Below are 24336 nucleotides of genomic sequence, written 5' to 3' on the forward strand. Positions count from 1 at the left end.
ACCAACGGTTTAGGTTTGGAGTTGTACCTTTTTGATTTATCTAATTAAAAGATGTGTTAAAAAGTTTATGATATTTCATTGTTATCATAGTGATCCACAAGTGTTTTAATCGCAGTTTCTAGATCAAGGTTTTTTATGTGACCTTGGGAAATAAGGTGAGTTGCAAATGCAGCTAAAAACGTTAAGATGTTTTGTTTTTGGACAGCATAACCCATGATTCCGATTCTCCATATTTTACCTTTTAACTCTCCAAAGGAACCTGCAATTTCTATGCCATAATTTTTTAATAAACCATCTCTGAATGCTATATCATCTATACCATCAGGGATATTAACGCATATCACCATTTTCATTTCGTTTGATTCATCGCCATAAATTTCTAGCCCTAGTGCTTTCAAGGCTGATTTTAAACCTTCTTGATGGAATGTATGACGTTGAGCACGTGCTTTTAGACCTTCAGATAGTGCTAACCTTAGACCAGTATGAAGCGCATATATTGAAGTTGTTGCTTCAGTGTGATGATTTAAACTTTTTGGACTCCAATAGTCTTGTAACTGTGTTAAATCTAAATAATTGCTTCTGATAAAATGATTTTGTTCCGTTGTTTCAGTAGAACGAATACCAAGTTCTACACGTTTGCGCGCATTGATGGCATCACTAAATCTATCATTGAAAGTGATTGGGGTAATACCTGAAGGAATAGATAAACATTTTTGAGCGCCACCAATGACTGCGTCTAATTCCCATTCATCTACTGGGATAACCATCCCTTGGTATGTGGCAACAGCATCTACAACAGAATATATCCCTCTTTCTTTACATGCACGACCAAGTTGATCAATTGGTTGCAATCTACCAGTCGACGTTTCACCGTGGACAATAGCAAGTACTTTCGGTTGATATTGATCTAGGGCTTCAATGATTTCTGACTGTTCAAACACCTCTCCCATTGGCTTATAAATGCTGTGGACGATACCACCAGCACGCGTAACCAGTTCAGCGAATAAATAGCCAAAACGTCCAATGACTGGAACTAAAACATCATCACCAGGCTTAACAATACTAGATATTACAGCTTCTAAGCCAGCACGACTTGTGCCATCAATAGGAAATGACCACTGGTTTTTTGTTAAGAATGATTTGCGAATTAGCTCCATCGTTTGATTCATAATGTCTACAAATTCATAGTCAAATTGACCTAAGATAGAGTTTGACATTGCTTGTGAAACGCGGGGGTCTACGCTAACAGGGCCGGGTGTCATAATTAATCTTTTGTTGATTTTTAAATCATCCATATTTATTACCTCGTTTTCTTTAAATTCCTTCATTATATATTATACTTTATTAAAGCTGATATATATTCGTCAAAATCGATAATTATTTAACGATAATTTATCTGAATATTACAAAAATAAAGAAATTTAATAGAAATTATCTTATATACTTGCATGTAGATAAAATGAATTTCCATAACTTCATTATTTATAAATGTTTGAAAGAAGATACATAAAATTGTACACTATATAAGCATGCCAAGGGCATGCACACACTATGGGTCGCTGTGAGCATGCGCTTAGGCATGTTTCCAGACTTCCTCATAGAAGCAAGCTACTTCCTTTAAGGAAGTGGCTTGTATTTTTTTACGATAATCACTTGAACGGTCTTGGTTTTTTATTAATCATATCTCTTTGTATCGTAACGATTTTCTATTACAATGTTTATGGATGTTAAAAGTTGGAGTGACAATGGATGATAAATGTAAAAGAACCTAATCCAATATTTTTGGAAAATGAATCTTCTGAACGTGCTGTATTGTTATTACATTCGTTTACAGGGACGATCAGAGATGTGAAATTATTAGCAACAAAATTAAATAAAGCGGGTTTTACCTGTTATGTTCCTGCTTATAAAGGACATGGTTTATTACTCGAATCATTGATGGCTTATGACGCAGAGGATTGGTGGCAAGATGCGTTAGAAGGGTATCAATTTTTAGAAGATAAGGGCTATTCGAATATAAGTGTATGTGGCATATCTTTAGGTGGTATTTTGTCTTTAAAATTGGCAGAAGAAAAACAAGTTAGTTCTGTTGCAGTCATGTCGACACCATTTAGTAAAGATGATGCAGGACTTGCGAGCAGGCTGGAATTTTATGGCGGACGCATGGGTAATTTAGTAGGTTTGTCTCAAGAAACAATTCAACAACAAATTGACCAAATTGAAACCTATACCACTGGGTTTGATAAATTCAAACAACTTGTTGATAATGTGATGGCGAATTTAAACCGGATTTCTGCTCCTATCGCTATAAAATTTGGCGAACAGGATGAAAAAGCTTATGAAGTTAGTGCAAATTATATTTATGATCAAATTGCACATGAGGATAAAGAAATTCAAGGTTATGCTACCTGTAAACATTTAATGACGTATGGTGAAGGTCATTTAGAAGTAGAACAAGATATTATCGCGTTTTTTGAAGATTATACATAAGCCATGAAAATATTAAAAAGGATGGTTTCTACTAAATGGAGTAGAAGTCATCCTTTTTTGTTTCAATATATTTAAAATTAAGTTCTCCAAAATGTTGTACAATCCGCTTTGTCTTCGATATTGAATTGAATAATGGACTTCAATAATGCATAGTTAACGTCTTGAGTCCATTTAATACGAAATAAATTATTGGTTTGCGAATATCCAGCTGCTTCAATTTGTTCCGTAAATTCAGCCATTCCTTTAGCTTCGGGTGCTACTGAGAAATGCTGTTTGGACTTACTAAAGGCGATTATAAACGTACCGTGATGCGTGTACATCGGTTGATTCCATTTTACAGTTGTTTCGAGTTCAGGAAAAGTTTCAGAAATCCAATTAAAGATAGCTTCCATCGTGGCTGTTTGTTTGTCATTTTCCAGTGACTGTAAAAAGTCATTAAATTCAGTCATACAATATCTCCATCCTTAAAGTGTGAATTTTATTATATAGCGTAAGCGTATTATATCAATTACATGCAAATATATCACTTTATAGGCGAGTGAATTTAATCTAAATTTCCAATTTGAGTGTATAAACAGTTTATGATAATTTCAGAAATCCCTTTTGGCATTTTGCTATTTTACATATAAAAAATACACCCCATATTTGAAGGGATGTATTGATGAGAATAGATATGTGTTGGCATATCGTTTGATTAACAGTACGCACTAACTTAAGTCATTTCAGTTTGCGATTTAGCGTAAAAGAAATCGATAATGATACCGATTAGCAGACATACCATAAATGGTATCAACCATGCTAGTTGGATATTCGCTAATGGGAAATGCGCATATACAACATTAAGTACTTTAATTAAATTAAAATCATTTAATATTTGTAATAAAGAAATAATCAATGTTGCAATCGTTGGTATGATAAAGCTATATTTCATTTCAAATGAGATAAATATACTCAATAACGAAATAAGCACTAATACGATAGATGTTGGATAAATAAATGTAAGTAATGGTACAGCAATTTCCAAAATAAGCTCTAATCCTAATGTAGAAACAATAAAACCTAATATTGAAAAGATAAGTACAAATAATTTATAAGAAATTTTTGGTAATTTTTTCATTGCAAATGCTGAACAAGCATTCACAAGTCCAATACATGTTGTTAAACAAGCTAATATCACAATTATCCCAAAAATTAAGTTTCCTAAAGCACCAAACACACGTAATGAGTTAAAAGTTAAAATATCTGTGCCATCTTTAAAGCCTGTCTGATCGGTTGTTGCGCCAACATAGGCTAAAGCAAAATAAATGATAAATAACAGTACAGCCGAAATAAAACCAGCTTTCACAACATTTTTAACTAATAATTTTGGCTCATTAACACCATGTAATTTAAAACTTTGTACAATTACTACTGAAAAAGCGAGTGCAGCAACGAGATCCATTGTGAAATAACCTTCTAAGATACCTGACACAAGTGGAGTTTGCGCAAAGTCGCCACCAGATTTACCAATTGAACCTTCAGGATTGATAATCACTAAAATACATAAAATAGCGATAATGCATATTAAAATAGGTGTTAGGTATTTACCTAAATTATCTATGATTCGATTTGGATAAAGTGCAATCAAGTAAACAACTAAGAAAAAGACTGCTGAAAATATAATTAAAGTTAATTGATTATGTACAGGTAAAACATTTTTTGTACCAATTTCATAAGCGACATTTGCAGCACGTGGAATCCCGTATAATGCGCCAATAGACGCGTAAATACAGATTGCAAAAATCGTACCGAATACTGGATGGACTTTGTTACCAATACTTTCAACGCCACCATTCATATAAGCTACTACGATGACTGTTAAATATGGCAATAAAATACCGGTGATTGAAAATCCTATCATTGAAACCCACATATTTTCTTGAGCTGTATATCCTAACATAGGTGGAAATATTAGATTTCCGGCTCCAAAGAAAAATGAGAATAACATAAGACCGGAAATCAGTATGAGTCTATTCATTTTAATACCTCTATTATTTTTAAAGTTATTTGTTGCAAAACATACATTAATATAACACAAAAGTTATATGAATTCAATGAAATTTCAGAAAATTAAACCATGTAAGATGTTTAATTAAATTGATTTATTAATGTCATAATAGTAAAGAAAACTGTAATATCAAGTGTTTTAAACAATTAACTATTGAGCTCAATTCAAAAAAATGTTATAGTAGTTTTCTATGTTACATGAACGCTTTAACGTAATGAAGAATAATAGGGTGTAAAGGATGTATGAACGATGCACAATGAATCACAATGGAAGTCCTCGCTCGGTTTCATATTGGCAAGTGCTGGATCCGCAATAGGACTAGGCGCAATGTGGAAATTCCCATATATGGCAGGTATATATGGTGGTGGTGCTTTCTTATTAATGTTTTTAATATTCACACTGCTTGTAGGATTGCCATTATTAATGATGGAATTTACAGTAGGTAAAATGGGCAAAACGTATACTACTAAAATATATGAAAAATTAACAAATAAAAAATGGTTAAATATTATAGGTTGGAATGGTAATTTAGCTGTATTTATCTTATTTGGATTTTATAGTGTTATCGGTGGTTGGATTATCATATATATATTCAATGTATTACTTCAAATATTCTCGCTTAATGGTGATAAATTAGGCCACATAGCATTTGAATCAATTATTAGTAATCCATGGTTGACCATTACAGGTCAAGGAATATTCATCTTGTTAACGATGTTCATCGTAATGATGGGGGTTGAAAAAGGATTAGAAAAAGCATCTAAATTTATGATGCCGTTACTATTTATCTTCCTTATTATTATTGTTTTTAAATCGTTATCTTTAGATGGATCATTAGAAGGTTTGAAATATATATTACAACCACGAATAGAAGATATTTCAATAGAGGGTATTTTATTTGCCCTAGGCCAATCATTTTTCACACTTTCATTAGGAACAACAGGTATGATTACATATGCTAGTTATGCACCTAAAGAAATGACGATTAAAACTTCGGCTGTTTCGATTGTAGCGATGAATATTCTAGTATCTGTGTTGGCAGGTTTAGCAATATTCCCTGCGATTTCAGCTTTTGGCTATAGTCCGACTGAAGGTCCAGGTTTACTATTTAAAGTGTTACCAAAAGTATTTGATCAAATGGCATATGGTCCAGGTTTCTATTTTATTTTCTTAATATTATTTTTATTTGCAGCACTTACTTCTTCAATTTCGTTACTTGAACTCAATGTGTCCAACTTTACTAAAAATGATAATTCGAAACGTAAATCTGTATCGTTTTATATAAGTATCCTTGTTTTTATCATAAGTATTCCCGCAACACTGTCTTTTGGAAGCTTAAGTCATATAAAATTTGCAGCAGGAACTATTTTTGATAATATGGATTTTTTAGTTTCTAATATTTTAATGCCGTTAGGTGCGTTAGGAACAACACTTGTTGTAGGACAATTGCTCGATAAACAAGCATTAAAAGAACATTTTGGAAAAGATAAATTAAGATTGTTTATACCTTGGTATTATCTCATCAAATTTATCTTGCCAATCGTTATTATATTAATATTTGTCGTACAATTTTTATAGAAATTAAATAACATTAATCATTCACCCCTTATCATATCAATGTAAAAATTGGTTGTTGATAAGGGGTTTTTTAAATAATTTGTAAAGTATAAATTAAGTTATTATATTTTTATTTATATTGTTGACTATTTTTTATTTGTTTAGTTAAGTCAAATTAAATTATTTATTTAAAAAATTTGTTGTGTTGTATCAATTGTTTTAAATAGATAATTTAATTTTTATAATTATTTGAAAACGTTTTCTGAAAGGAGTGGTAGTTTATGAAAGAGGTTTTTGGTAAATTTTTCGAATTAGTGCCACGTTTTATTTTAAATTTATTCATTTAGCAAAAGAAAGTTTGTTATTTATTAAATTCTATTAACCAAGAGGTGTCTAGTATGGAACAGAAAAAAAACAAATATAGTATTCGTAAATTCACTTTTGGCGCATCATCTATATTGATTGGCTCTTTACTATTTATAGGTGTAGACAGTGCGCAAGCTGCAGAAACAGAAAAACAAACAAGTGAAATGAACTATCAAGACATTGGGGAAAATGTTGGGGAAACAAATAGTGATAACGCTACTGGGGATAGTGGTGTACCGGTTAATAAGAATGATAAACAAACTTCAGATAATCAAAGCTTACATAATGATAGATTTACGACTGAAGCAGAAAACGAAAATAATGAAAAATTAGACGTAGAAAATAATAATAATCAAACAAAAAACGAGGGATCAGAAGAAGTAGATCCGGAATATAACGAACAAGACAAAACAAAGGATGAGACATCAGAAGAAGTAGATCCAGAATACAACGAGCAAGATAAAGCGAAAAATGAGACATCAAAAGAAGTAGATCCAGAATACAACGAGCAAGACAAAGCGAAAAATGAGACATCAGAAGAAGTAGACCCAGAATACAATGAGCAAGACAAAACAAAGGATGAAACATCAGAAGAAGTAGATCCAGAATACAATGAACAAGATAAAGCGAAAAATGAGACATCAAAAGAAGTAGATCCAGAATACAACGAGCAAGATAAAACAAAAGATGAGACATCAAAAGAAGTAGATCCGGAATACAATGAACAAGATAAAGCGAAAAATGAGACATCAAAAGAAGTAGATCCAGAATACAACGAGCAAGACAAAGCGAAAAATGAGACATCAGAAGAAGTAGATCCCGAATACAATGAACAAGATAAAACAAAAGATGAAACATCAAAAGAAGTAGATCCGGAATACAATGAGCAAGATAAAGCAAAAGAGATGAAAGTAAATGCAGATTCATCGCAATCAGAAGTTCAAAATGATGTTGAATTTGGACAATTGAAAAATGATGATTTAGTTAATGAAGATCGTCAAAGCAATCAAAAGAACAACGATCAAGATAAAAGTTTAGCTTTACTTAAGAAAAATGCTGTTGCTACAACAAATAATAAAGTGAATCAACAGAACGTTGAGAAAACTCAAACACAACCTACAAAAAAAGCGAAACAAAGTCAATATAAAAACCAAGATCCCATTATCTTAGTGCATGGTTTTAATGGTTTTACAGATGATATTAAACCATCTGTTTTACCTCATTATTGGGGTGGAGACAAATTAAATATTCAACAAGACTTAGAACAAAAGGGTTACAATGCATATGAAGCAAGTATTGGTGCATTAAGTAGTAATCATGATAGAGCAGTTGAATTATATTATTACATTAAAGGTGGCACAGTAGATTACGGTGCTGCACATGCTGAAAAATATGGACATGACCGTTATGGTAAGACATATGAAGGTGTATATAAAGATTGGCAACCAGGTCAAAAAGTTCATTTAGTTGGTCATAGCATGGGTGGACAAACCATTAGACAACTAGAAGAATATTTACGAAATGGTGATCCAGAAGAAATAGAATATCAAAAACAACATGGTGGCGATATATCTCCAGTATTTCAAGGTAATAACGATAATATGATTAGTTCAATTACTACCTTAGCAACACCTCATAATGGTACACATGCAGCTGATCAACTAGGTAATGAAACGCTTATCAGACAAGTTGCATTTGATTATGCGAAACTAAAAGGTAATAAAAATTCTAAAGTTAGCTTTGGCTTGGAGCAATGGGGTTTAAAACAAAAAGACGATGAAACATATAATCAATATGTTGAACGATTGAAAGATAGTAAATTATGGACGACAGATGATAATGGATTTTACGATTTAACAAGAGCAGGCGCAACTGAATTAAATAAAAAAACATCGTTAAATCCAAATATAGTTTATAAAACATATACTGGAGAATCTACAAGAGATGGTTTATTTGGTAGACAAAAATCAGATATTAACATGTATTTACCTATGGGAATAACAGGTAATGTGATTGGAAAAGCTCCGGAAAAAGAGTGGCGTGTCAATGATGGACTTGTTTCAACAATTTCAGCATTACATCCATTTAATCAAGCATATGTAGCAGCATCGAATCAGGTTCAAAAAGGTGTTTGGCAAGTAACACCAATTATGCACGATTGGGATCATGCAGATTTTGTTGGCCAAGATAGTAATGATACGAAGCGTTCACAAGCAGAGTTAAGCCGATTTTATGAAGGTATTGCCTCGGATTTAGTAAGAACTGAAAGTGCTGAAGCATAGTTTAAACGCTACGATTATATTTTATGAAGGTGAGGGAAAATGATGAGTGGAGACTTTTTTGATTTAGTAGGTTCATTATTCAATATATTGAAAACTTTATTTTCGTAAGTAATCAGAAATTGATAAACAAGACAATAACGTTTAACTATTAATATATACTGAGTATGGTTTAAGCCAATTCAGAGCGAGGATAATTAATCAAAAGTTACACTTTGGTTTTATCTTCGCTCATTTTTAGTTGAGTAAAATGCAGTGTGTTCTATTTTCTTGAAAACAATATTTGTCTAACGAAGAAGGATGAAATGTGAATGATATGATTGAAAAGGCGAAGAAAGTGAAACAAGATGCTAAATTTGGATGGGAATAATATCAATGAATCGTAATGTGCAGCTATTGATTATGTTGTATGTCAAAAAGAGACTGATACATGTTGTATCAGTCTCTTTAAAGAGGTTAGAAATTATTTGCCTGTGAATAAACCAACGATTTTTTTGATGATATCAATGATAAAGTCCATGTCCTTCACCTCACTTTAATTTGTTAACTTCACTATAAAAGAATTGTGCTAAATTTTGTTTAAAATTCCCTAAATAGTAATAAATTATTCCAAAATGGAAATTAATAAAAAAATATAACAATAGCGCATTCAAAAGTGTATGAAAAGTGGTTACATAATCATTTAAATTATAGAATTTTGCTTTCAAAGAAAAGTAACAGTTTCATTAATACAAAATTTCCGTAGAAACAAAGCAAACGTCAATTTCTATAAAATTCTATAGAAACTGACGTTTATTCATTAATTAAAGCTATTGTTGTTATAGATACACATATTTTAAAGTATTACTCCATAAAATTTGTTTGAGACTGGTAAATTTTAAAAATCTAAATAGTTGTATAAAAGTGGCAAAGTGAATGAATTCAAATAGATTTTATATTAAACAACTTAAACGAATGTTACTCATTAGTCAGTGATTGCGCCTTTTGAAGCAGATGATACGAGTTTGGCATATTTTGCTAATGTACCACGTGTTTCTTTTAGTGGCGGGGCTTGCCATGCATTACGACGACGTTCTAACTCTTCATCAGAAATATCAAAACTAATTTCTAAATTTTCAGCATCAATAGTAATGATGTCGTCTTCTTGAAGTAATGCCATTGGGCCACCTGCTTGAGATTCTGGAGCGGCATGACCTACTACTAGACCATGTGAACCACCTGAAAAACGTCCATCTGTTAACAATGCAACAGATTCACCTAATCCTTTTCCTACCAAAATAGAAGAAGCTGATAGCATTTCTGGCATACCAGGCGCTCCTTTTGGTCCAGCATAGCGAATCACCACGACATCTCCAGGTTGAATATCGTCATTGAGTATTGCTTTTGTCGCTGCAGGTTCCGAATCAAAAACTTTCGCAGGTCCTTTAATATAAGTAACGCTTAAACCTGAAATTTTTGCTACTGCGCCCTCAGGTGCTAGATTACCTTTTAAAATAACAAGTGGACCTGTAGGATGTTTAGGCTGATCAAAATTAATGATTGTTTTATCATCAGAAAGACTTGGTTGTTGAGCTAAGTTTTCTGCAACGGTTTTACCAGTAACTGTTAAACAGTCACCATGGATTAACCCTTTTTCATGTAATAGTTTCATTACGCCTGGCACGCCTCCGACTTCATCAAGATGTGCCATTACGTATTTGCCGCTAGGTCTTAAATCTGCAATATGCGGTACGCGTTTACGTATTTTTTCAAAATCATCAAGTGTTAAATCTACATCAATTGTATGCGCAATAGCTAGTAAATGTAAGATTGCATTTGTAGAGCCACCTAACGCCATGACAACAGTAATCGCATTTTCAAATGCTTCTTTGGTCATGATATCTTTAGGATATATACCTTGCTCTAATAAATGATAAACAGCTTTGCCCGCTGCGCGACTATCTTTTGATTTGTTTGTTGATACAGCTGGGTGAGAAGCGCTTCCAGGCAAACTCATTCCCATAGCTTCAATAGCAGAGGACATTGTATTAGCAGTAAACATCCCACCACAAGCTCCGGCACCGGGGCAAGCAGAGCACTCTACTTTATGTAATGCTTCTTTATCTATTTCTCCATTGTTGTATTGTCCAACACCTTCAAAAGCAGATACAGCATCCAAATCTTTGCCATTCAATTTCCCAGGTAATATAGTCCCGCCATATACAAAGACAGCTGGTAAATTAAGACGAGCGATACCAATCATACAACCTGACATGTTTTTGTCACAGCCACCGATTGCTACAACACCATCTAAATTTTCAGCACTGACTACGGACTCAATTGAATCAGCAATGATTTCACGGCTTGGTAGTGAGAAGCGCATACCGTCAGTGCCCATGGAAATACCATCTGAAACTGTAATCGTATTAAAAATCAATGGTGAACCTCCAGCTTCGCTTATACCGCGTTTAGATGCACGAGCGAGACCGTCGATGTGCATATTACATGGTGTAACTTCACTCCATGTACTAGCAACGCCAATCATAGGTTTTTCAAAATCTTCGTCTTCAAAACCAAGTGCACGTAAATAAGATCGGTTAGGTGTACGGCTTACACCTTCACTAATCACTTTGCTGCGGATTCGTAAATCGTTTGGTTTTTGATTTTGCGACTGTTCCTTGCTCAAATAATCCCCTCCAAAATAAAAAATCACATTATATTAAGAATAATCTGAAAATTTTAAAATAATAAGTACCTGATGTCATGACACCTAAGTGTTCGTACATTTCACTGAATCGTAAAGTGACTTCGATACTTTTGAAATATAGTAAATTAGCTATACAAATGTATAGGTATACACAATATCTATTTATTTAATTGATGTCAATATCAAAAGATTGTCTATAATCATTATTACCCTTTATCATATAAATTAACAGAACATGTTTAAGAAATTCTTGCATAACTTAAAATAGTTATATTTTTATTGTTTAAAGTGAATGAACGAGGTTGATCAGTTATAAGTTGTCACTGACAATTGCGCTAATGCATCGTGATGCGTATAGGACTTATTTTACAGCTATAGAGAAATGGAGGAGTTATATGACTGATTTTGAAATATTAGAAAATTATTTAGCGATAGATACACATACATATCATGACAATCATTTAGAAACATTGAACTATTATATTGAAAAGTATGTATTGAACGTTCCATTTGAAAATATTAATGTGCAGAATGGACAACCTATTGCTTTAGATAATCCATCAATGATAGATAAAATTGTAAACGAACATAGAGGGGGCTATTGTTATGAACAAAACAGATTGTTTTGCGCATATTTAACAAGTAAAGGGTATAACGTGTATATGGTATCTGCGACAATTTATAATGGCTCAGGTTGGGCCATGGAAGGGTCGCATATGGCATTAATCGTTACATTAAATCAGAAAAAATACTTAGTTGATGTCGGTTATGCGGATATACCTAAAGCAGCCATGCCAATCACACATGATGAGGAAATTGTTTATGATGTAAACGGTGAGTTTAAAGTAAGCAAAATAAGTGACAATACATTTGAAATGAAGAAGAAAGTTGATCATAAATGGCAGACGCAATATCAATATAGGGATGAACCTAAGGTGTTGTCAGATTTTGAACAAGGCATAGCGTTTAATCAAAATAATGAAGCATCCATTTTTGTTCAACAACTTTTAATTAGTAAAGCAACGACTTTCGGTAGAGTAACGATGTCGAACAATCATTTAACAATTACTGATCATGGTCAAAAAGAAAAGAAAAATATAACATCTGAAAACTATAAATATTTTTTGCATCGCTATTTTGGTATTAAAGATATAAATATAAAAACTTTTGACTGAAATATACAGTATTCAACGTTATGTTTCATTGAAATAACAAAAGGTTTACTTTGTAATAATAATGTCATATAAATTATATACAAAAGTATTAAATTAAATTGTATAATAGTAAACGTGATGGAAACGAAATGTATCGGATTTATATTGGGAGGTTTACATAAGTGCATAAAAAAATAATAGCAACTGTAATTGGGACAAGTGCGCTAGCAGCTATTAATTCTGCAAATGCAGATGCAGCTACAACTTACAAAGTCAAAAGTGGCGATTCTCTTTGGTCAATAGCGAATAAATATAATATTTCAATAGCAAAATTGAAATCATTAAACAATTTAACATCGAATGTGATTTTTCCAAATCAAACATTGAAAGTATCAGGGACTACAAGTTCAAGAACTTCAACAAGCAGCTCAAGTGCGACAACGTATACAGTGAAATCGGGTGATTCATTGTCATCAATTGCAGCTAAGCATGGGACGACATACCAAAAAATTATGAGTTTAAATGGACTCTCTAATTTTACAATTTATCCAGGACAGAAATTAAAAGTATCTGGCTCAACTTCAACAGGTGGTTCAACTACATCTGGTAAAACGACAACATATACAGTGAAATCAGGCGATTCATTATCTGCGATTGCTGCTAAATATGGGACGACATATCAAAAAATCATGAGCTTGAATGGTCTTAAAAATTTCAATATTTATCCAGGGCAAAAATTAAAAGTATCTGGTTCAGCATCATCAGGTGGCTCAACAGGTTCAACAGGTTCAACTGGTTATAAAACGCCAGTATTTAACCATTCAAATTTGTATGACTGGGGTCAGTGTACATGGCATGTCTTTAATAAGCGTGCTCAAATTGGGAAAGGTATTAGTACTTATTGGTGGAATGCTAATAATTGGGACAATGCCGCACCAGGAGATGGATACACAGTAGATCATAGAGCTACTGTAGGGTCAATCTTACAAAGTGATCTTGGATATTATGGACACGTAGCATTTGTGGAGTCTGTCAATTCAAATGGTAGCATTACTGTTTCTGAAATGAACTACAGTGCTTCGCCTGGAATCGCGACATATAGAACGATTCCAGCATCGCAAGTGAGTTCATATAAATATATCCATTAAGCGTGCCTAAGGCAAAAATATCTTTGACTAACGCATAAACGTCAATTTCTATTAAATCATATAGAAATTGACGTTTATTTTGCTTTTATGAAATTTTATAGCTCGTTGCTAGACGTTTCATGTTTATGGTTCCTGACGTAATGATTTTATACGCTTGGCAGTTGAGAATAACGTACTTGCCAAAGTGAATGTTGAAAATATTTTAGCAAACTTTTTTGGTGATTTTAAGGCAGTATAGAAATCTAAGACTGCACCTACACTTGTAATAGCCATACTTGTGTAAAGTAATTTTTTATTTTTTGATTGATATGCATACCAATTAAAACCTTCTACGGCAATGCCTATGAAGTTAATTGTATTTGAAATGCGATTAATTTTTGTTTTTTTAGCCATGAATGAAATCCTCCATTTTATAAAATCCGCTTTATTATTATAACATTAATTAGATTAAACTCTATTGTGAGAGAGAAAAAAACAAAATGTGTTCAAGGGATGGATTATGATAACATAAGCGTTGAAAGTATAAAAATAGTTTGCTTTGGGGAGTGGAGATGATAGTTATGATTAGATGTGTATGCTTGGTAGTTGAATTAGACGACAAATTATTATTGGTGCAGGCTAGAAACAGAAAAAAATACTATTTTCCTGGTGGAAAAATAGATCAAGGAGAGTCTCTAAAACAAGCTTTGCGAAGAGAATTGCAAGAAGAATTACAGTTGGATATTTCGGAACAAACTTTTAAATATTTAGGTACTGTTGTTGGAGATGCTTATCCTCAAAAAAATACTAAGACGGAGTTGAATTGTTTTTCAACATCTTTAGATATTGATTGGTCATCGGTTAAACCAGCACAAGAAATTACTGATATAAAATGGATCACAAAAAATGAAACGGAAAAAATTGCGCCCGCTGTGCTTACATGGATTAAATATGCTAAACAACAAAGTGAGTCATCTAAACCAGTGAAATTAAGCCCGTATCACGCATCGTTATATGCTGATTTAGTGAATTTTACGCTGTCGACAGAAGACCGGAAATTCACCAAAACCCCTTTAGAAAATATTGATTTGGCCAATCGAGATCAAGAACGTCACCCTACATTAGTGTATGATGGCAAGGGGCAGTGTGTTGGCTTTTTTACATTACATGAAGGTGAAGGAGTCAAACCTTATTCTGCAAATGCAAACGCAATATTTTTCAGATCCTTTAGTGTAGATAGTCACTATAGAGGCTTCGGTTATGGTAAAAAAGTGATGTGTATTTTACCTCAATATGTCAAACAGTATTATCCCACAATCAATGAAATTTATTTAGCGGTAAATACAGACAACCATTTGGCAATGAAACTTTATAGTCAAAGTGATTATGAAATTGTAGGCGAAACGTTATTAGAAAATAAACCTGTATACATAATGAAGCAAAGTTGTTGAAATCAATGATTGCGTCGTTAAAGCTAACAAAGTTTGTTAGCTTTAACGACGCTTTTTTTGCGTGAAGTGAACTTGATGAAAGTGGTTGTGCAATAGAAGTATCAGCTGAAAATACATATAAGCATAAATAAAATAAATATAATGAAAGTCTATGATTTTAAAAGAAAATCAAAAATATATTAGAATTATTTAAATTCAAATGAATCAATTATGTTTGTTTAAATATGAAAATCTGTTATGGTTGGATATTAAATGTTAAATATATAAATAATAAAAAAATTAAGGATATGATTATTTTGAATGTATAAGTTATTAAACTGAATTGTTGATGCATTGATTGGATTGAATAGGCAATGAGGATGGAAAATTTTTATTTGAACCATTGATGTGCAGTTTAGTTTATGAAAATAATTTTTGAATCGTTAAGAATGGCTTTTGCAGGTGCTTCGCATATGAGATTGTACGTAGAGCTTAATAGATATTATGGTTGAAAGTATTTTATTAATGTTATCTGCTGTAATGAGTTTGGATGATACTTTGTAAAAGTTTAATTTTTGAAACTTTAGCATGCCATAAATAGTAGAATTATTTCATTTTTAATAATTATTAATCTTAAGTTGAAAAATAAATATCAGCTTTGGCACTTCACATTTGATGTGGGGTGTTTTTCTATGTGTGTCGGAAGCAACAATTGCGATAGCCAAATATTATGATGAATAACAATTTAATAGGAGGTTATTCCATGCTTACAAAGCGTAACAGTATGAGTCCGTTTAATATTATTTGTAAAAGTTTTTATGAGGAAATAAAACCTTTTACATATCAAAGATTAGTAGATTTTGGGGAATGTTATTATTATTTGAGAGGTACATCATTAGACTATGTTTCAACAAGTGTTATTACTAGATATGAAAATGAAGATCACCATACATTTAAATCTAGATTTGACCATTTTGGTGAAACTGAAAAGGTGTGTATTGAAAAATTAGAAGTTGCACCTCCTTTCGAAAATAAAGGTATTATGACGATTATGTTTTGTGACATAATGTTAGCGCTATTAACGAGAAGTTTAGCGAATGAAAACCATATAGAGATTAAATTTATAAATACCTCAGATTTAATTAAAGATGGGGAAATCGTAAATGTGTATCATAGTGTGATGCCTAAATACGAATTATCATTAGCACAACCTAGTAGTTCGAGAATCGTGTTGGAGGGTAGGCGCACGAAAGCTAATATTGATTTTTATCAAGATGTTTACTATATATTTCCACTAGAAACGCGAGCAGAGGATATCGCATATTATACAAAGTTACGAGAACGTAAAATGCAATTATTAAATGAAAAACTGAAAGAACTTTAAATGATTTAGCTTAGTTGAAAAACGTTTGGAAATTTTGAACACACTCTTAAAATAGCGAATCATATTTCTGTTATTGTGAGATGTTAAAAATTTTGATTAAAAATTAGGTATGTATGCATCATATAATCATACAGATTCACAAAGAGAGTAGGACAGAAATCTAATTTTATTAACAAGATTTCGTCGTCCCGTCCTGACAAAGATTGTAAAAATGTAAAATGGTTACCTGAGCAGTAGCTCATGCATAAGTCCCACTATCTCAATAAATTGAGATGTGGGACTTTGATTTTTTAATGTGAAGATTGATGCGTGTGTTTTGAGTGACGCTCTTTTTGATGTTTAATTAATAGTGCTGTTATCCATGCAGTAATCGGGATGCTAATGGCAACAGCGATGCCTCCTAGCAGGATAGATATAAATTCTTGTGCAAAGATTTTAGAATTGATGATATGTCCAAAAGAATAATTCAACCTAAAAAACCAAAAGAATAATGTCAATTGTCCTCCGAAATAGGCTAGATAAATTGTGTTTGCCGAAGTAGCTAAAATTTCACGTCCTACACGCATGCCAGATTGAAATAATGCTTTGCTTGTTAAGTTCGAATTGGTTTCGTATAACTCATACATTGGTGAACTGATTGTGATTGCTAAATCAATAACCGCAGCTATGACTGCAAGTACTACTGTAAACACCATGAATTTCACCATATCAATGCCGATATTCATAGAAAAAATATACGTTTCATCTTGTTGTTCGGTTGTGAAACCTTGTAAATGTCCGATGGATACTGATAAATAAATACCAATAATCAAGCACAAAGTAGTAATGACCGTTGCACAGAATGCTGCTTTTGTTTTTGTATTGTAACTATTTAAAACAAATAAATTACATGCTGCAATAACGATACAAAATATAAGTGTTACGAGATAAATAGGTGCGCCGAGCATAATTATAATGACAGTGATTAATAATATGACAAAATTCAAAAACAGTGTTAAATATGAGATGATACCTTTTTTTCCTCCAAAAATGGCCATTAATAGGAAAAGTAGAAGACCTAAGATTGTTATGACGCTCACTGATTAACACCTCGCATTTTAAACCATAATTGCATTAATAAAATAGTGATTGGAATCGTTAAAACAATACCAATACCACCAGTAATTGCCCGGGAAATTTCTAATGACCAATTCATGGAAATGGTATAGGTTACTGTATTTGCATTTTTAAGGTAAATAAGAAACATCGGAAGACTACCAGATAAATATGAAAATAATAAGATGTTCGTCATTGTCCCCATAATATCTTGACCAATATGACGCCCTGCGAGCGCCCATCGAGTCATACTTATATTAGGTGTTCTGCGCAATATTTCTGCCATACCACTTGCTATTGTGATAGCTACATCCATGACAGCACCAAGTGTTCCAATCATAACAGAAGCAAGGAAAACATCCTTAGGAGGCAAAGTTAAGAAACTCATTGTTTCAAATTTTAAGCCCGCACCATCTGTTAACGTAATCACTAATTGGGTGGCGCCAACACAAATAAAAGTGCCTAATAGTGTGCTTGCTATCGTAATTGACGTTCGCCATCGCCAACCGGTAACTAAGAGCAAAGTAAATACCGTAGTAAAAATGACGCCGATACTCATAAGTGCAAATAAATTTAAATCAGGAAATTTATTATGTAAATAGATAGCTAAAAGCACAACGATTGTATTGAAAACTAAAGAAAGAATCGATTGTAAACCGATTTTACGTCCTACTAGTAAAACAGTTAATAAAAATATTCCAGTTATCATAACGACGAGGCTATCTCGCTTCTTTTCTATGATATAAGCATCATCTAGATGTTTGCCGATGTGTAACAAAACTTTGTTATGTTTTGAGAATGCTTCACTATCAGCTTGTGATGCTATGTAATGATGAGGAATCTTCGTCGTTTGTCCCTCGAATTTTCCGTTTAAAATTTTAAGTGTTAGGGTTTGATTGTATTTAGTATCTTTATTATGGTTATCATCTGTAATGTGTGATGTAGATTTATTTTCGATCTTTGTAATTTGGCCGATTGGTGTATCGTAAAATCTGGCATTGAAAAATGTGAAAATAAATACAGCCACAAATAAGATGATAAATATCAAGATGACCCAATCAAAAGGGCGTTTAAATAACGTTTTAAAAGGCATTGTTTTGTTTCAGTCCTCCCTATATAGACAATGCGATTATACGCTCCTAGCGATTTGAATTCAAAAGTTTTATGCATGTGATTAATGATAAGTCGTGCTTCTACTTAATAATTTATCGATAATTTCTAATAAAAATTGTAAATCATGTTTTCGATTGTCTAGCCGAACAACTTGGCAAATGGTTCTTTTCAATGCTGTATGTTCTAATGATACTTCTCGCCATTTTTGCGGATTTTTTGAAAGCAAATGATAAGAAGGTGTGACGATGTAGCCACGCCCTTTGCTTAAGATATATTCAGCCAGTTGAGGATGTGTAATCGTTTGTATAGGTGTTTTGGTTGTTTTTACTAATGTTTGTCTAATCTTGGTTGGTAATGGATATAATTCGTAAATAGATTTATTCGAAAATTGTACTAAAGGTGGATTCGTAGCCATTGTGATCGGATCATCTTTAGGTGCATAGACATGGAAAGTTTCTTCAAATAAAGGGCTTACCTTTAAAGAACGGTGCTGTTTGAGTTCATCTGACATAGCAGTGAAAGCAATATCAATTTTATCTGTGAGCAAAGCTGAAAAAATGTCTTCTTCTTCCATTAAAATGGGTTGAATGATGGATGTGCTTTCGTTTTCAAAGGATTGCATTAATAATGTAAGTACCTGTGTTATATAACTTTCAACATAACCAACACGTATAATATAATGCTCTGTTTCAGATTGGTTATGAAATAAACGTACTGTGTTATCAAGCTGTTCGATAATCTTTGTTGCTTCAGAAAATAATTGTTGCCCTTCTTCAGTAATGTGTATGTTGCGCCCTTCTCTGTTAAACAACGTCACTTGTAATTCCTTTTCCAATAGTGTGATTTGCCTACTTATAGCAGATTGAGCAATGTTAAGTTCTAGAGCAGCGTCTGATAAATGTTCTCTTTTTGCAACTTCTATAAAATATTTCAATTGTTTAATTTCCATATGACCATTCCCAACATATTAATATTATTCGAATTATTAGAATAATATCATCTATTTTATATATTGAATAGATTAATGTATTACTATATAGTTTACTATACTTATTTAATATTCAGAATTTTCGAAAAAGAGGTGAGGGTTATGTTCGAATATGGTAAGCAATTAGGATTATATGATAGTCGTGAAGAGCATGATGCATGTGGTATTGGATTTTATGCCAATATGAATAATGGGAGATCACACGATATCGTTGAAAAATCACTGGAAATGCTACGTAGGTTAGATCACCGTGGAGGAATTGGTGCAGATGGCATGACAGGTGATGGTGCCGGTATTATGACAGAAATTCCTTTTGATTATTTTTCTAAACAAACAGATTTTGAATTACCGAAAGAGGGTCATTATGCAGTAGGTATGTTTTTTTCGAATGTGAAGATAAAAAATTCAGAGCATGAAGCAACGTTCAATCGTTATTTTGAAAGCGAAGGATTAAATGTTATTGGTTATAGAGATGTGCCAGTAGATGTCGATGCCATTGCCGAACATGTAGCCCAAACGATGCCATATATACAACAAGTATTCATCGCATTAAATGATGATGTTCACATAGAAAAAGCGTTATTTTTAGCACGTAAACAAATTGAATTATATGCTAAAAAGCAGCAAGTAGATTTATATTTCACAAGTTTATCTCATAAAACAATCGTCTATAAAGGATGGTTGCGTTCTGATCAAATTAAGAAGCTCTTTCAAGATTTAAATGATGAACGCTATATATCAAAGCTAGGACTCGTGCATTCTCGTTTTAGTACAAATACATTTCCGAGCTGGAAGCGCGCACACCCTAATAGATTATTAATGCATAATGGAGAGATTAATACTATTAAGGGTAACGTTAATTGGATGCGTGCAAGACAAAATGATTTGATTGAAACTATTTTTGGTGAAGACAAACATAAAGTAGAGGAAATTATTGATGAAGACGGTAGTGACTCAGCTATTGTAGACAACGCTTTAGAATTTTTATCTTTAGCTATGGAACCAGAGAGAGCAGCAATGTTAATGATACCAGAACCTTGGCTTTATAATACGGCGAATGACAGTAACGTCCGTGCTTTTTATGAATACTATAGTTACTTGATGGAACCGTGGGATGGTCCAACAATGATTTCATTTTGTAATGGAGAAAAAATTGGCGCGCTAACTGATAGAAATGGCTTGCGACCAGGACGTTATACAATCACTAAAGATAATTACATTGTTTTTTCATCAGAAGTGGGTGTTGTAGATGTACCTGAGGAACAAGTTGCTTTTAAAGGTCAACTAAATCCAGGGAAATTACTATTAGTTGATTTTCAACAGCAAAAAGTAGTTGATAATAATGAATTAAAATCACGTATCGCTGATGAATTACCATATGAGAATTGGCTAAATCAATTTAAAGTAGACTTAGATTTAGACAATGTAAAAGTGGTCCCATCCAATTGGGATGAAGCAACTTTAGCTAGATTACAAAAGCAATTTGTTTATACGAATGAAGAAATCGACAAATATATGACAGAATTAATTGAAAGTAAGAAAGACCCAATTGGCGCTATGGGGTATGATGTTCCGATTGCTGTTTTAAATGAAAAAGATGAATCGTTATTCAATTATTTTAAACAACTTTTTGCACAAGTCACTAATCCACCGATTGATGCATATAGAGAAAAAATAGTGACAAGTGAATTGTCTTATTTAGGTTCAGAAGGTAATTTATTAAAACCTAACGAAGATGTATTGAATAGAATTCAATTGAAAAGACCGGTGTTAACTGAGGCACAATTAAAAGCGATTGACGATAGTAGGTTCAAAGTTAAGCATTTATCAACGCTATATCACGAAAACTTAGAAACGGCGTTAGACAATTTAGGGGAACAAGCAATTCAATCCGTGAAAGATGGCTATGAAATTATTGTATTAGATGATCGAGTACTAGTTGAAGCGCAAGGCTATGCATTGCCAATATTGCTTGCGGTAAGTCATGTACATCAATTATTAATTAGAGAAGGTTTGCGCATGCGTACAAGTATCATCGCACTTTCTGGTGAAACGAGAGAGGTGCACCATGTAGCGTGTTTATTAGGGTATGGTGCTAATGCAGTCGTACCATATTTAGCGCAGCATACAATAGAAAACTTAGTGGAGAAAGGACGCTTAAACGGAAATATTGCCGAAAACGTTCAAACATATACGGATACATTATCAGAAGGTGTCATAAAAGTTATGGCTAAAATGGGGATTTCTACCGTTCAAAGCTACCAAGGGGCTCAAATTTTTGAAGCGGTAGGTTTGTCACAAGAAGTTGTTGACCGGTATTTTACAGGGACACAAACAAAACTATCTGGTATCGATATAAACTTGATAGATAAAGAAAATAAAGCGAGACAGTCATCTGAGAGCGAGTACCTTGAATCTGGTAGTACGTTTCAATGGCGTAAACAAGGCCAACATCACGCATTTAACCCGACGTCAATTCACTTACTACAACATGCGTGTCGTTTAAATGATTATGAACAGTTCAAAACGTTTTCAAATGAAGTCAATCACCAACGTACAGATCATATTCGTCACTTAATGGAATTTAAAAACCAAGATTCAATTGATATCAATGAAGTAGAACCAACGAGTGAAATCGTAAAACGTTTTAATACAGGTGCAATGAGTTATGGTTCTATTTCTGAAGAAGCCCATCAAACACTTGCTGAAGCAATGAATCAAATGGGTGGTAAAAGTAATAGTGGTGAAGGTGGAGAAAATCCTGAACGATTTGTAGTGGATGACGAAGGTCGTAATCGTTCTAGTGCAATCAAACAAGTTGCTTCTGGAAGATTTGGAGTGACGAGTCATTACTTACAACATGCTAAAGAAATACAAATTAAGGTAGCACAGGGTGCTAAACCTGGGGAAGGCGGTCAGCTTCCTGGTTCTAAAGTTTATCCATGGATTGCTGAAGTCAGAGGCTCTACACCAGGTATTGGTTTGATTTCTCCACCACCACATCATGATATTTATTCAATTGAAGACCTAGCACAATTAATTCATGATTTGAAAAATGCTAATAAAAACGCAAATATCACAGTGAAGCTTGTATCTAAAACTGGCGTCGGTACAATCGCAGCAGGTGTAGCTAAAGCTTATGCTGATAAAATTGTGATTAGTGGATATGATGGCGGTACGGGTGCTTCTCCCAAAACAAGTATCCAACACGCAGGTGTACCTTGGGAAATTGGATTAGCGGAGACACATCAAACACTTATGATGAATAATTTGAGATCGAGAGTGATTGTAGAAACAGACGGCAAATTACTCACAGGTAAAGATGTGGCATATGCATGTGCATTAGGAGCGGAAGAATTTGGTTTTGCAACAGCGCCATTAGTCGTCCTTGGATGTGTAATGATGCGGGTTTGCCATAAAGATACATGCCCTGTAGGTATTGCTACACAAAATCAAGATTTACGCGCACTATTTAATGGTAGAGCTGATCATGTGGTCAATTTTATGCATTTTGTTGCTGAGGAATTAAGAGAGATACTAGCCGAACTTGGTTTGCGCACTGTAGATGATTTGGTGGGGCGTACAGACTTATTAAAACGAAAAGATAATTTATCTCAACGAAGACCTAAAGCTGCATCTATGAATGTTGAAGCATTATTATATCAGCACGAAGGTGAAAGATATAAAAAAATAGCGCAAAATCACCATCTTGATGAAGGATTCGATTTAACACAACTATTACCTGATGCTCAAGTAGCAATTGAACAACAGAAGTCATTTACTGGCAATTATGTAGTGAAAAATGAGCAACGAGATGTGGGCGTCATTACTGGTAGTATGATTACTGATATCTACGGTGCTGAAGGTTTGCCTGAAGATAGTATCAATGTCAATACAGTAGGTCATGCTGGTCAAAGTTTAGCTGCTTATATACCTCAAGGATTAACAGTACATCACACAGGTGATGCTAACGATTATGTAGGTAAAGGGCTTTCTGGCGGTAAAGTAATTGTGAAGGCACCGACGCAACAGCGAGAATCAGAAATTATAGTTGGTAATGTCTGTTTCTATGGTGCGTCTTATGGTAAAGCTTTTATTAATGGTAAAGCTGGTGAAAGATTCTGTATTAGAAATAGTGGTGTACAAGTTGTTGTTGAAGGTATTGGTGATCATGGTCTTGAGTATATGACAGGCGGTCGCGTCATTGTGCTTGGAGATGTCGGAAAGAACTTTGGTCAAGGCATGAGTGGTGGTGTTGCTTATATCTTCCCATCTGATATTGAAAAATTTAAAGAAGAACATCAATTAGACAGTTTAGACTTCGACGAAATCACTGTTGCAGCAGAAAAAAATGTTGTGAGAGAGATGCTAGAAGCCCATTTACTTTATACAAATAGTACTAAAGCAAAAAATATATTAGATAATTTTGAAGAAATGGCTAATAAAGTAGTGAAAGTCATTCCGAAAGATTATAAATTGATGATGCAAAAAATTGAATTACAAAAGCGTGAATCTAACCAGCAAGATGAAGCGTTACTGAATGCTTTTAATGACAAGAGAACACATCTAGAACCAGCGCAACAATTAACGGCTGTGTATTAATTTGAAGGGGGACTAAGT

The 24336-nt window shown here is 33.3% G+C and carries 16 protein-coding genes; 8 read left to right on the top strand and 8 right to left on the bottom strand.

Translation table 11 applies throughout. The features are described 5' to 3' along the window. Positions 1–65: 65 nt before the first annotated feature. Positions 66–1295, bottom strand: coding sequence for a pyridoxal-phosphate-dependent aminotransferase family protein (locus tag FYJ81_RS10105; RefSeq protein ID WP_154409612.1), 1230 nt, complete (start codon positions 1293–1295; stop codon positions 66–68). A 454-nt stretch (positions 1296–1749) separates the two neighbouring features. On the opposite strand from FYJ81_RS10105, the gene FYJ81_RS10110 reads away from it, so the two are divergent. Further along, positions 1750–2490 (top strand): alpha/beta hydrolase, encoded by a 741-nt coding sequence (locus FYJ81_RS10110; RefSeq protein ID WP_107383755.1) that lies wholly within the window; start codon positions 1750–1752, stop codon positions 2488–2490. Positions 2491–2567: 77 nt separating this feature from the next. Here the strand turns inward: FYJ81_RS10110 and FYJ81_RS10115 are convergent, their stop codons facing one another. Both FYJ81_RS10115 and brnQ read right to left on the bottom strand, forming a co-directional pair. Then, positions 2568–2939: an iron chaperone gene (locus FYJ81_RS10115; RefSeq protein WP_107385678.1), complete on the bottom strand. Its 372-nt coding sequence runs from the start codon at positions 2937–2939 to the stop codon at positions 2568–2570. A gap of 263 nt (positions 2940–3202) precedes the next feature. Continuing rightward, a complete protein-coding gene (gene brnQ / locus FYJ81_RS10120; protein WP_119517687.1) occupies positions 3203–4507 on the bottom strand; it encodes a branched-chain amino acid transport system II carrier protein in 1305 nt (434 codons plus the stop codon). 279 nt (positions 4508–4786) lie between these two features. On the opposite strand from brnQ, the gene FYJ81_RS10125 reads away from it, so the two are divergent. Beyond that, a complete protein-coding gene (locus FYJ81_RS10125; RefSeq protein WP_119517688.1) occupies positions 4787–6115 on the top strand; it encodes a sodium-dependent transporter in 1329 nt (442 codons plus the stop codon). A 377-nt stretch (positions 6116–6492) separates the two neighbouring features. Then, positions 6493–8742: a YSIRK-targeted triacylglycerol lipase gene (gene lip, locus FYJ81_RS10130; protein WP_119537843.1), complete on the top strand. Its 2250-nt coding sequence runs from the start codon at positions 6493–6495 to the stop codon at positions 8740–8742. 961 nt (positions 8743–9703) lie between these two features. Here the strand turns inward: lip and ilvD are convergent. Then, positions 9704–11404, bottom strand: a complete 1701-nt coding sequence (gene ilvD / locus FYJ81_RS10135; RefSeq protein ID WP_154409613.1) for a dihydroxy-acid dehydratase — start codon at positions 11402–11404, stop codon at positions 9704–9706. A 416-nt stretch (positions 11405–11820) separates the two neighbouring features. Between ilvD and FYJ81_RS10140 the strand changes: the two genes are divergently transcribed. Both FYJ81_RS10140 and FYJ81_RS10145 read left to right on the top strand, forming a co-directional pair. Further along, on the top strand, positions 11821–12600 hold the full coding sequence (locus FYJ81_RS10140; RefSeq protein WP_107383749.1) for an arylamine N-acetyltransferase family protein: 780 nt from the start codon (positions 11821–11823) through the stop codon (positions 12598–12600). 161 nt (positions 12601–12761) lie between these two features. Continuing rightward, a complete protein-coding gene (locus tag FYJ81_RS10145) occupies positions 12762–13727 on the top strand; it encodes a LysM peptidoglycan-binding domain-containing protein (RefSeq protein ID WP_107385682.1) in 966 nt (321 codons plus the stop codon). Positions 13728–13850: 123 nt separating this feature from the next. Here the strand turns inward: FYJ81_RS10145 and FYJ81_RS10150 are convergent, their stop codons facing one another. Further along, the gene (locus tag FYJ81_RS10150) at positions 13851–14120 is read right to left on the bottom strand and encodes a hypothetical protein (RefSeq protein ID WP_019467864.1); all 270 of its coding nucleotides are present in this window, start codon (positions 14118–14120) and stop codon (positions 13851–13853) included. A gap of 167 nt (positions 14121–14287) precedes the next feature. Between FYJ81_RS10150 and FYJ81_RS10155 the strand changes: the two genes are divergently transcribed. Next, positions 14288–15157 (top strand): GNAT family N-acetyltransferase, encoded by an 870-nt coding sequence (locus FYJ81_RS10155; protein WP_107505264.1) that lies wholly within the window; start codon positions 14288–14290, stop codon positions 15155–15157. A gap of 742 nt (positions 15158–15899) precedes the next feature. Continuing rightward, the gene (locus FYJ81_RS10160) at positions 15900–16520 is read left to right on the top strand and encodes a hypothetical protein (RefSeq protein ID WP_119537842.1); all 621 of its coding nucleotides are present in this window, start codon (positions 15900–15902) and stop codon (positions 16518–16520) included. 290 nt (positions 16521–16810) lie between these two features. Here the strand turns inward: FYJ81_RS10160 and FYJ81_RS10165 are convergent, their stop codons facing one another. The 3 genes from FYJ81_RS10165 to gltC all read right to left on the bottom strand — a co-directional run bounded on the left by FYJ81_RS10165 (position 16811) and on the right by gltC (position 19677). Then, entirely contained in the window at positions 16811–17557 is a 747-nt protein-coding gene (locus tag FYJ81_RS10165) for a YibE/F family protein (RefSeq protein ID WP_154409622.1), read from the bottom strand. 38 nt (positions 17558–17595) lie between these two features. Beyond that, positions 17596–18708, bottom strand: a complete 1113-nt coding sequence (locus FYJ81_RS10170) for a YibE/F family protein (protein ID WP_107383744.1) — start codon at positions 18706–18708, stop codon at positions 17596–17598. 81 nt (positions 18709–18789) lie between these two features. Beyond that, the gene (gltC, locus tag FYJ81_RS10175; RefSeq protein ID WP_107383743.1) at positions 18790–19677 is read right to left on the bottom strand and encodes a glutamate biosynthesis transcriptional regulator GltC; all 888 of its coding nucleotides are present in this window, start codon (positions 19675–19677) and stop codon (positions 18790–18792) included. A 141-nt stretch (positions 19678–19818) separates the two neighbouring features. On the opposite strand from gltC, the gene gltB reads away from it, so the two are divergent. Continuing rightward, positions 19819–24318 (top strand): glutamate synthase large subunit, encoded by a 4500-nt coding sequence (gltB, locus tag FYJ81_RS10180; RefSeq protein WP_154409614.1) that lies wholly within the window; start codon positions 19819–19821, stop codon positions 24316–24318. The last annotated feature ends 18 nt before the right edge of the window (positions 24319–24336 follow it).

The organism is Staphylococcus sp. McC-251-APC-3A2, from assembly GCF_009695665.1.
Taxonomy (GTDB): domain Bacteria; phylum Bacillota; class Bacilli; order Staphylococcales; family Staphylococcaceae; genus Staphylococcus; species Staphylococcus cohnii.

Coding starts and splice junctions, on each gene's coding strand:
- brnQ (WP_119517687.1), bottom strand. CDS start 4,507: ATGAATAGACTCATACTGATTTCCGGTCTTATGTTATTCTCATTTTTC.
- FYJ81_RS10110 (WP_107383755.1), top strand. CDS start 1,750: ATGATAAATGTAAAAGAACCTAATCCAATATTTTTGGAAAATGAATCT.
- lip (WP_119537843.1), top strand. CDS start 6,493: ATGGAACAGAAAAAAAACAAATATAGTATTCGTAAATTCACTTTTGGC.
- gltC (WP_107383743.1), bottom strand. CDS start 19,677: ATGGAAATTAAACAATTGAAATATTTTATAGAAGTTGCAAAAAGAGAA.
- FYJ81_RS10150 (WP_019467864.1), bottom strand. CDS start 14,120: ATGGCTAAAAAAACAAAAATTAATCGCATTTCAAATACAATTAACTTC.
- FYJ81_RS10170 (WP_107383744.1), bottom strand. CDS start 18,708: ATGCCTTTTAAAACGTTATTTAAACGCCCTTTTGATTGGGTCATCTTG.
- gltB (WP_154409614.1), top strand. CDS start 19,819: ATGTTCGAATATGGTAAGCAATTAGGATTATATGATAGTCGTGAAGAG.
- FYJ81_RS10140 (WP_107383749.1), top strand. CDS start 11,821: ATGACTGATTTTGAAATATTAGAAAATTATTTAGCGATAGATACACAT.
- FYJ81_RS10165 (WP_154409622.1), bottom strand. CDS start 17,557: ATGGCCATTTTTGGAGGAAAAAAAGGTATCATCTCATATTTAACACTG.
- FYJ81_RS10155 (WP_107505264.1), top strand. CDS start 14,288: ATGATTAGATGTGTATGCTTGGTAGTTGAATTAGACGACAAATTATTA.
- FYJ81_RS10160 (WP_119537842.1), top strand. CDS start 15,900: ATGCTTACAAAGCGTAACAGTATGAGTCCGTTTAATATTATTTGTAAA.
- FYJ81_RS10125 (WP_119517688.1), top strand. CDS start 4,787: ATGCACAATGAATCACAATGGAAGTCCTCGCTCGGTTTCATATTGGCA.
- FYJ81_RS10115 (WP_107385678.1), bottom strand. CDS start 2,939: ATGACTGAATTTAATGACTTTTTACAGTCACTGGAAAATGACAAACAA.
- FYJ81_RS10105 (WP_154409612.1), bottom strand. CDS start 1,295: ATGGATGATTTAAAAATCAACAAAAGATTAATTATGACACCCGGCCCT.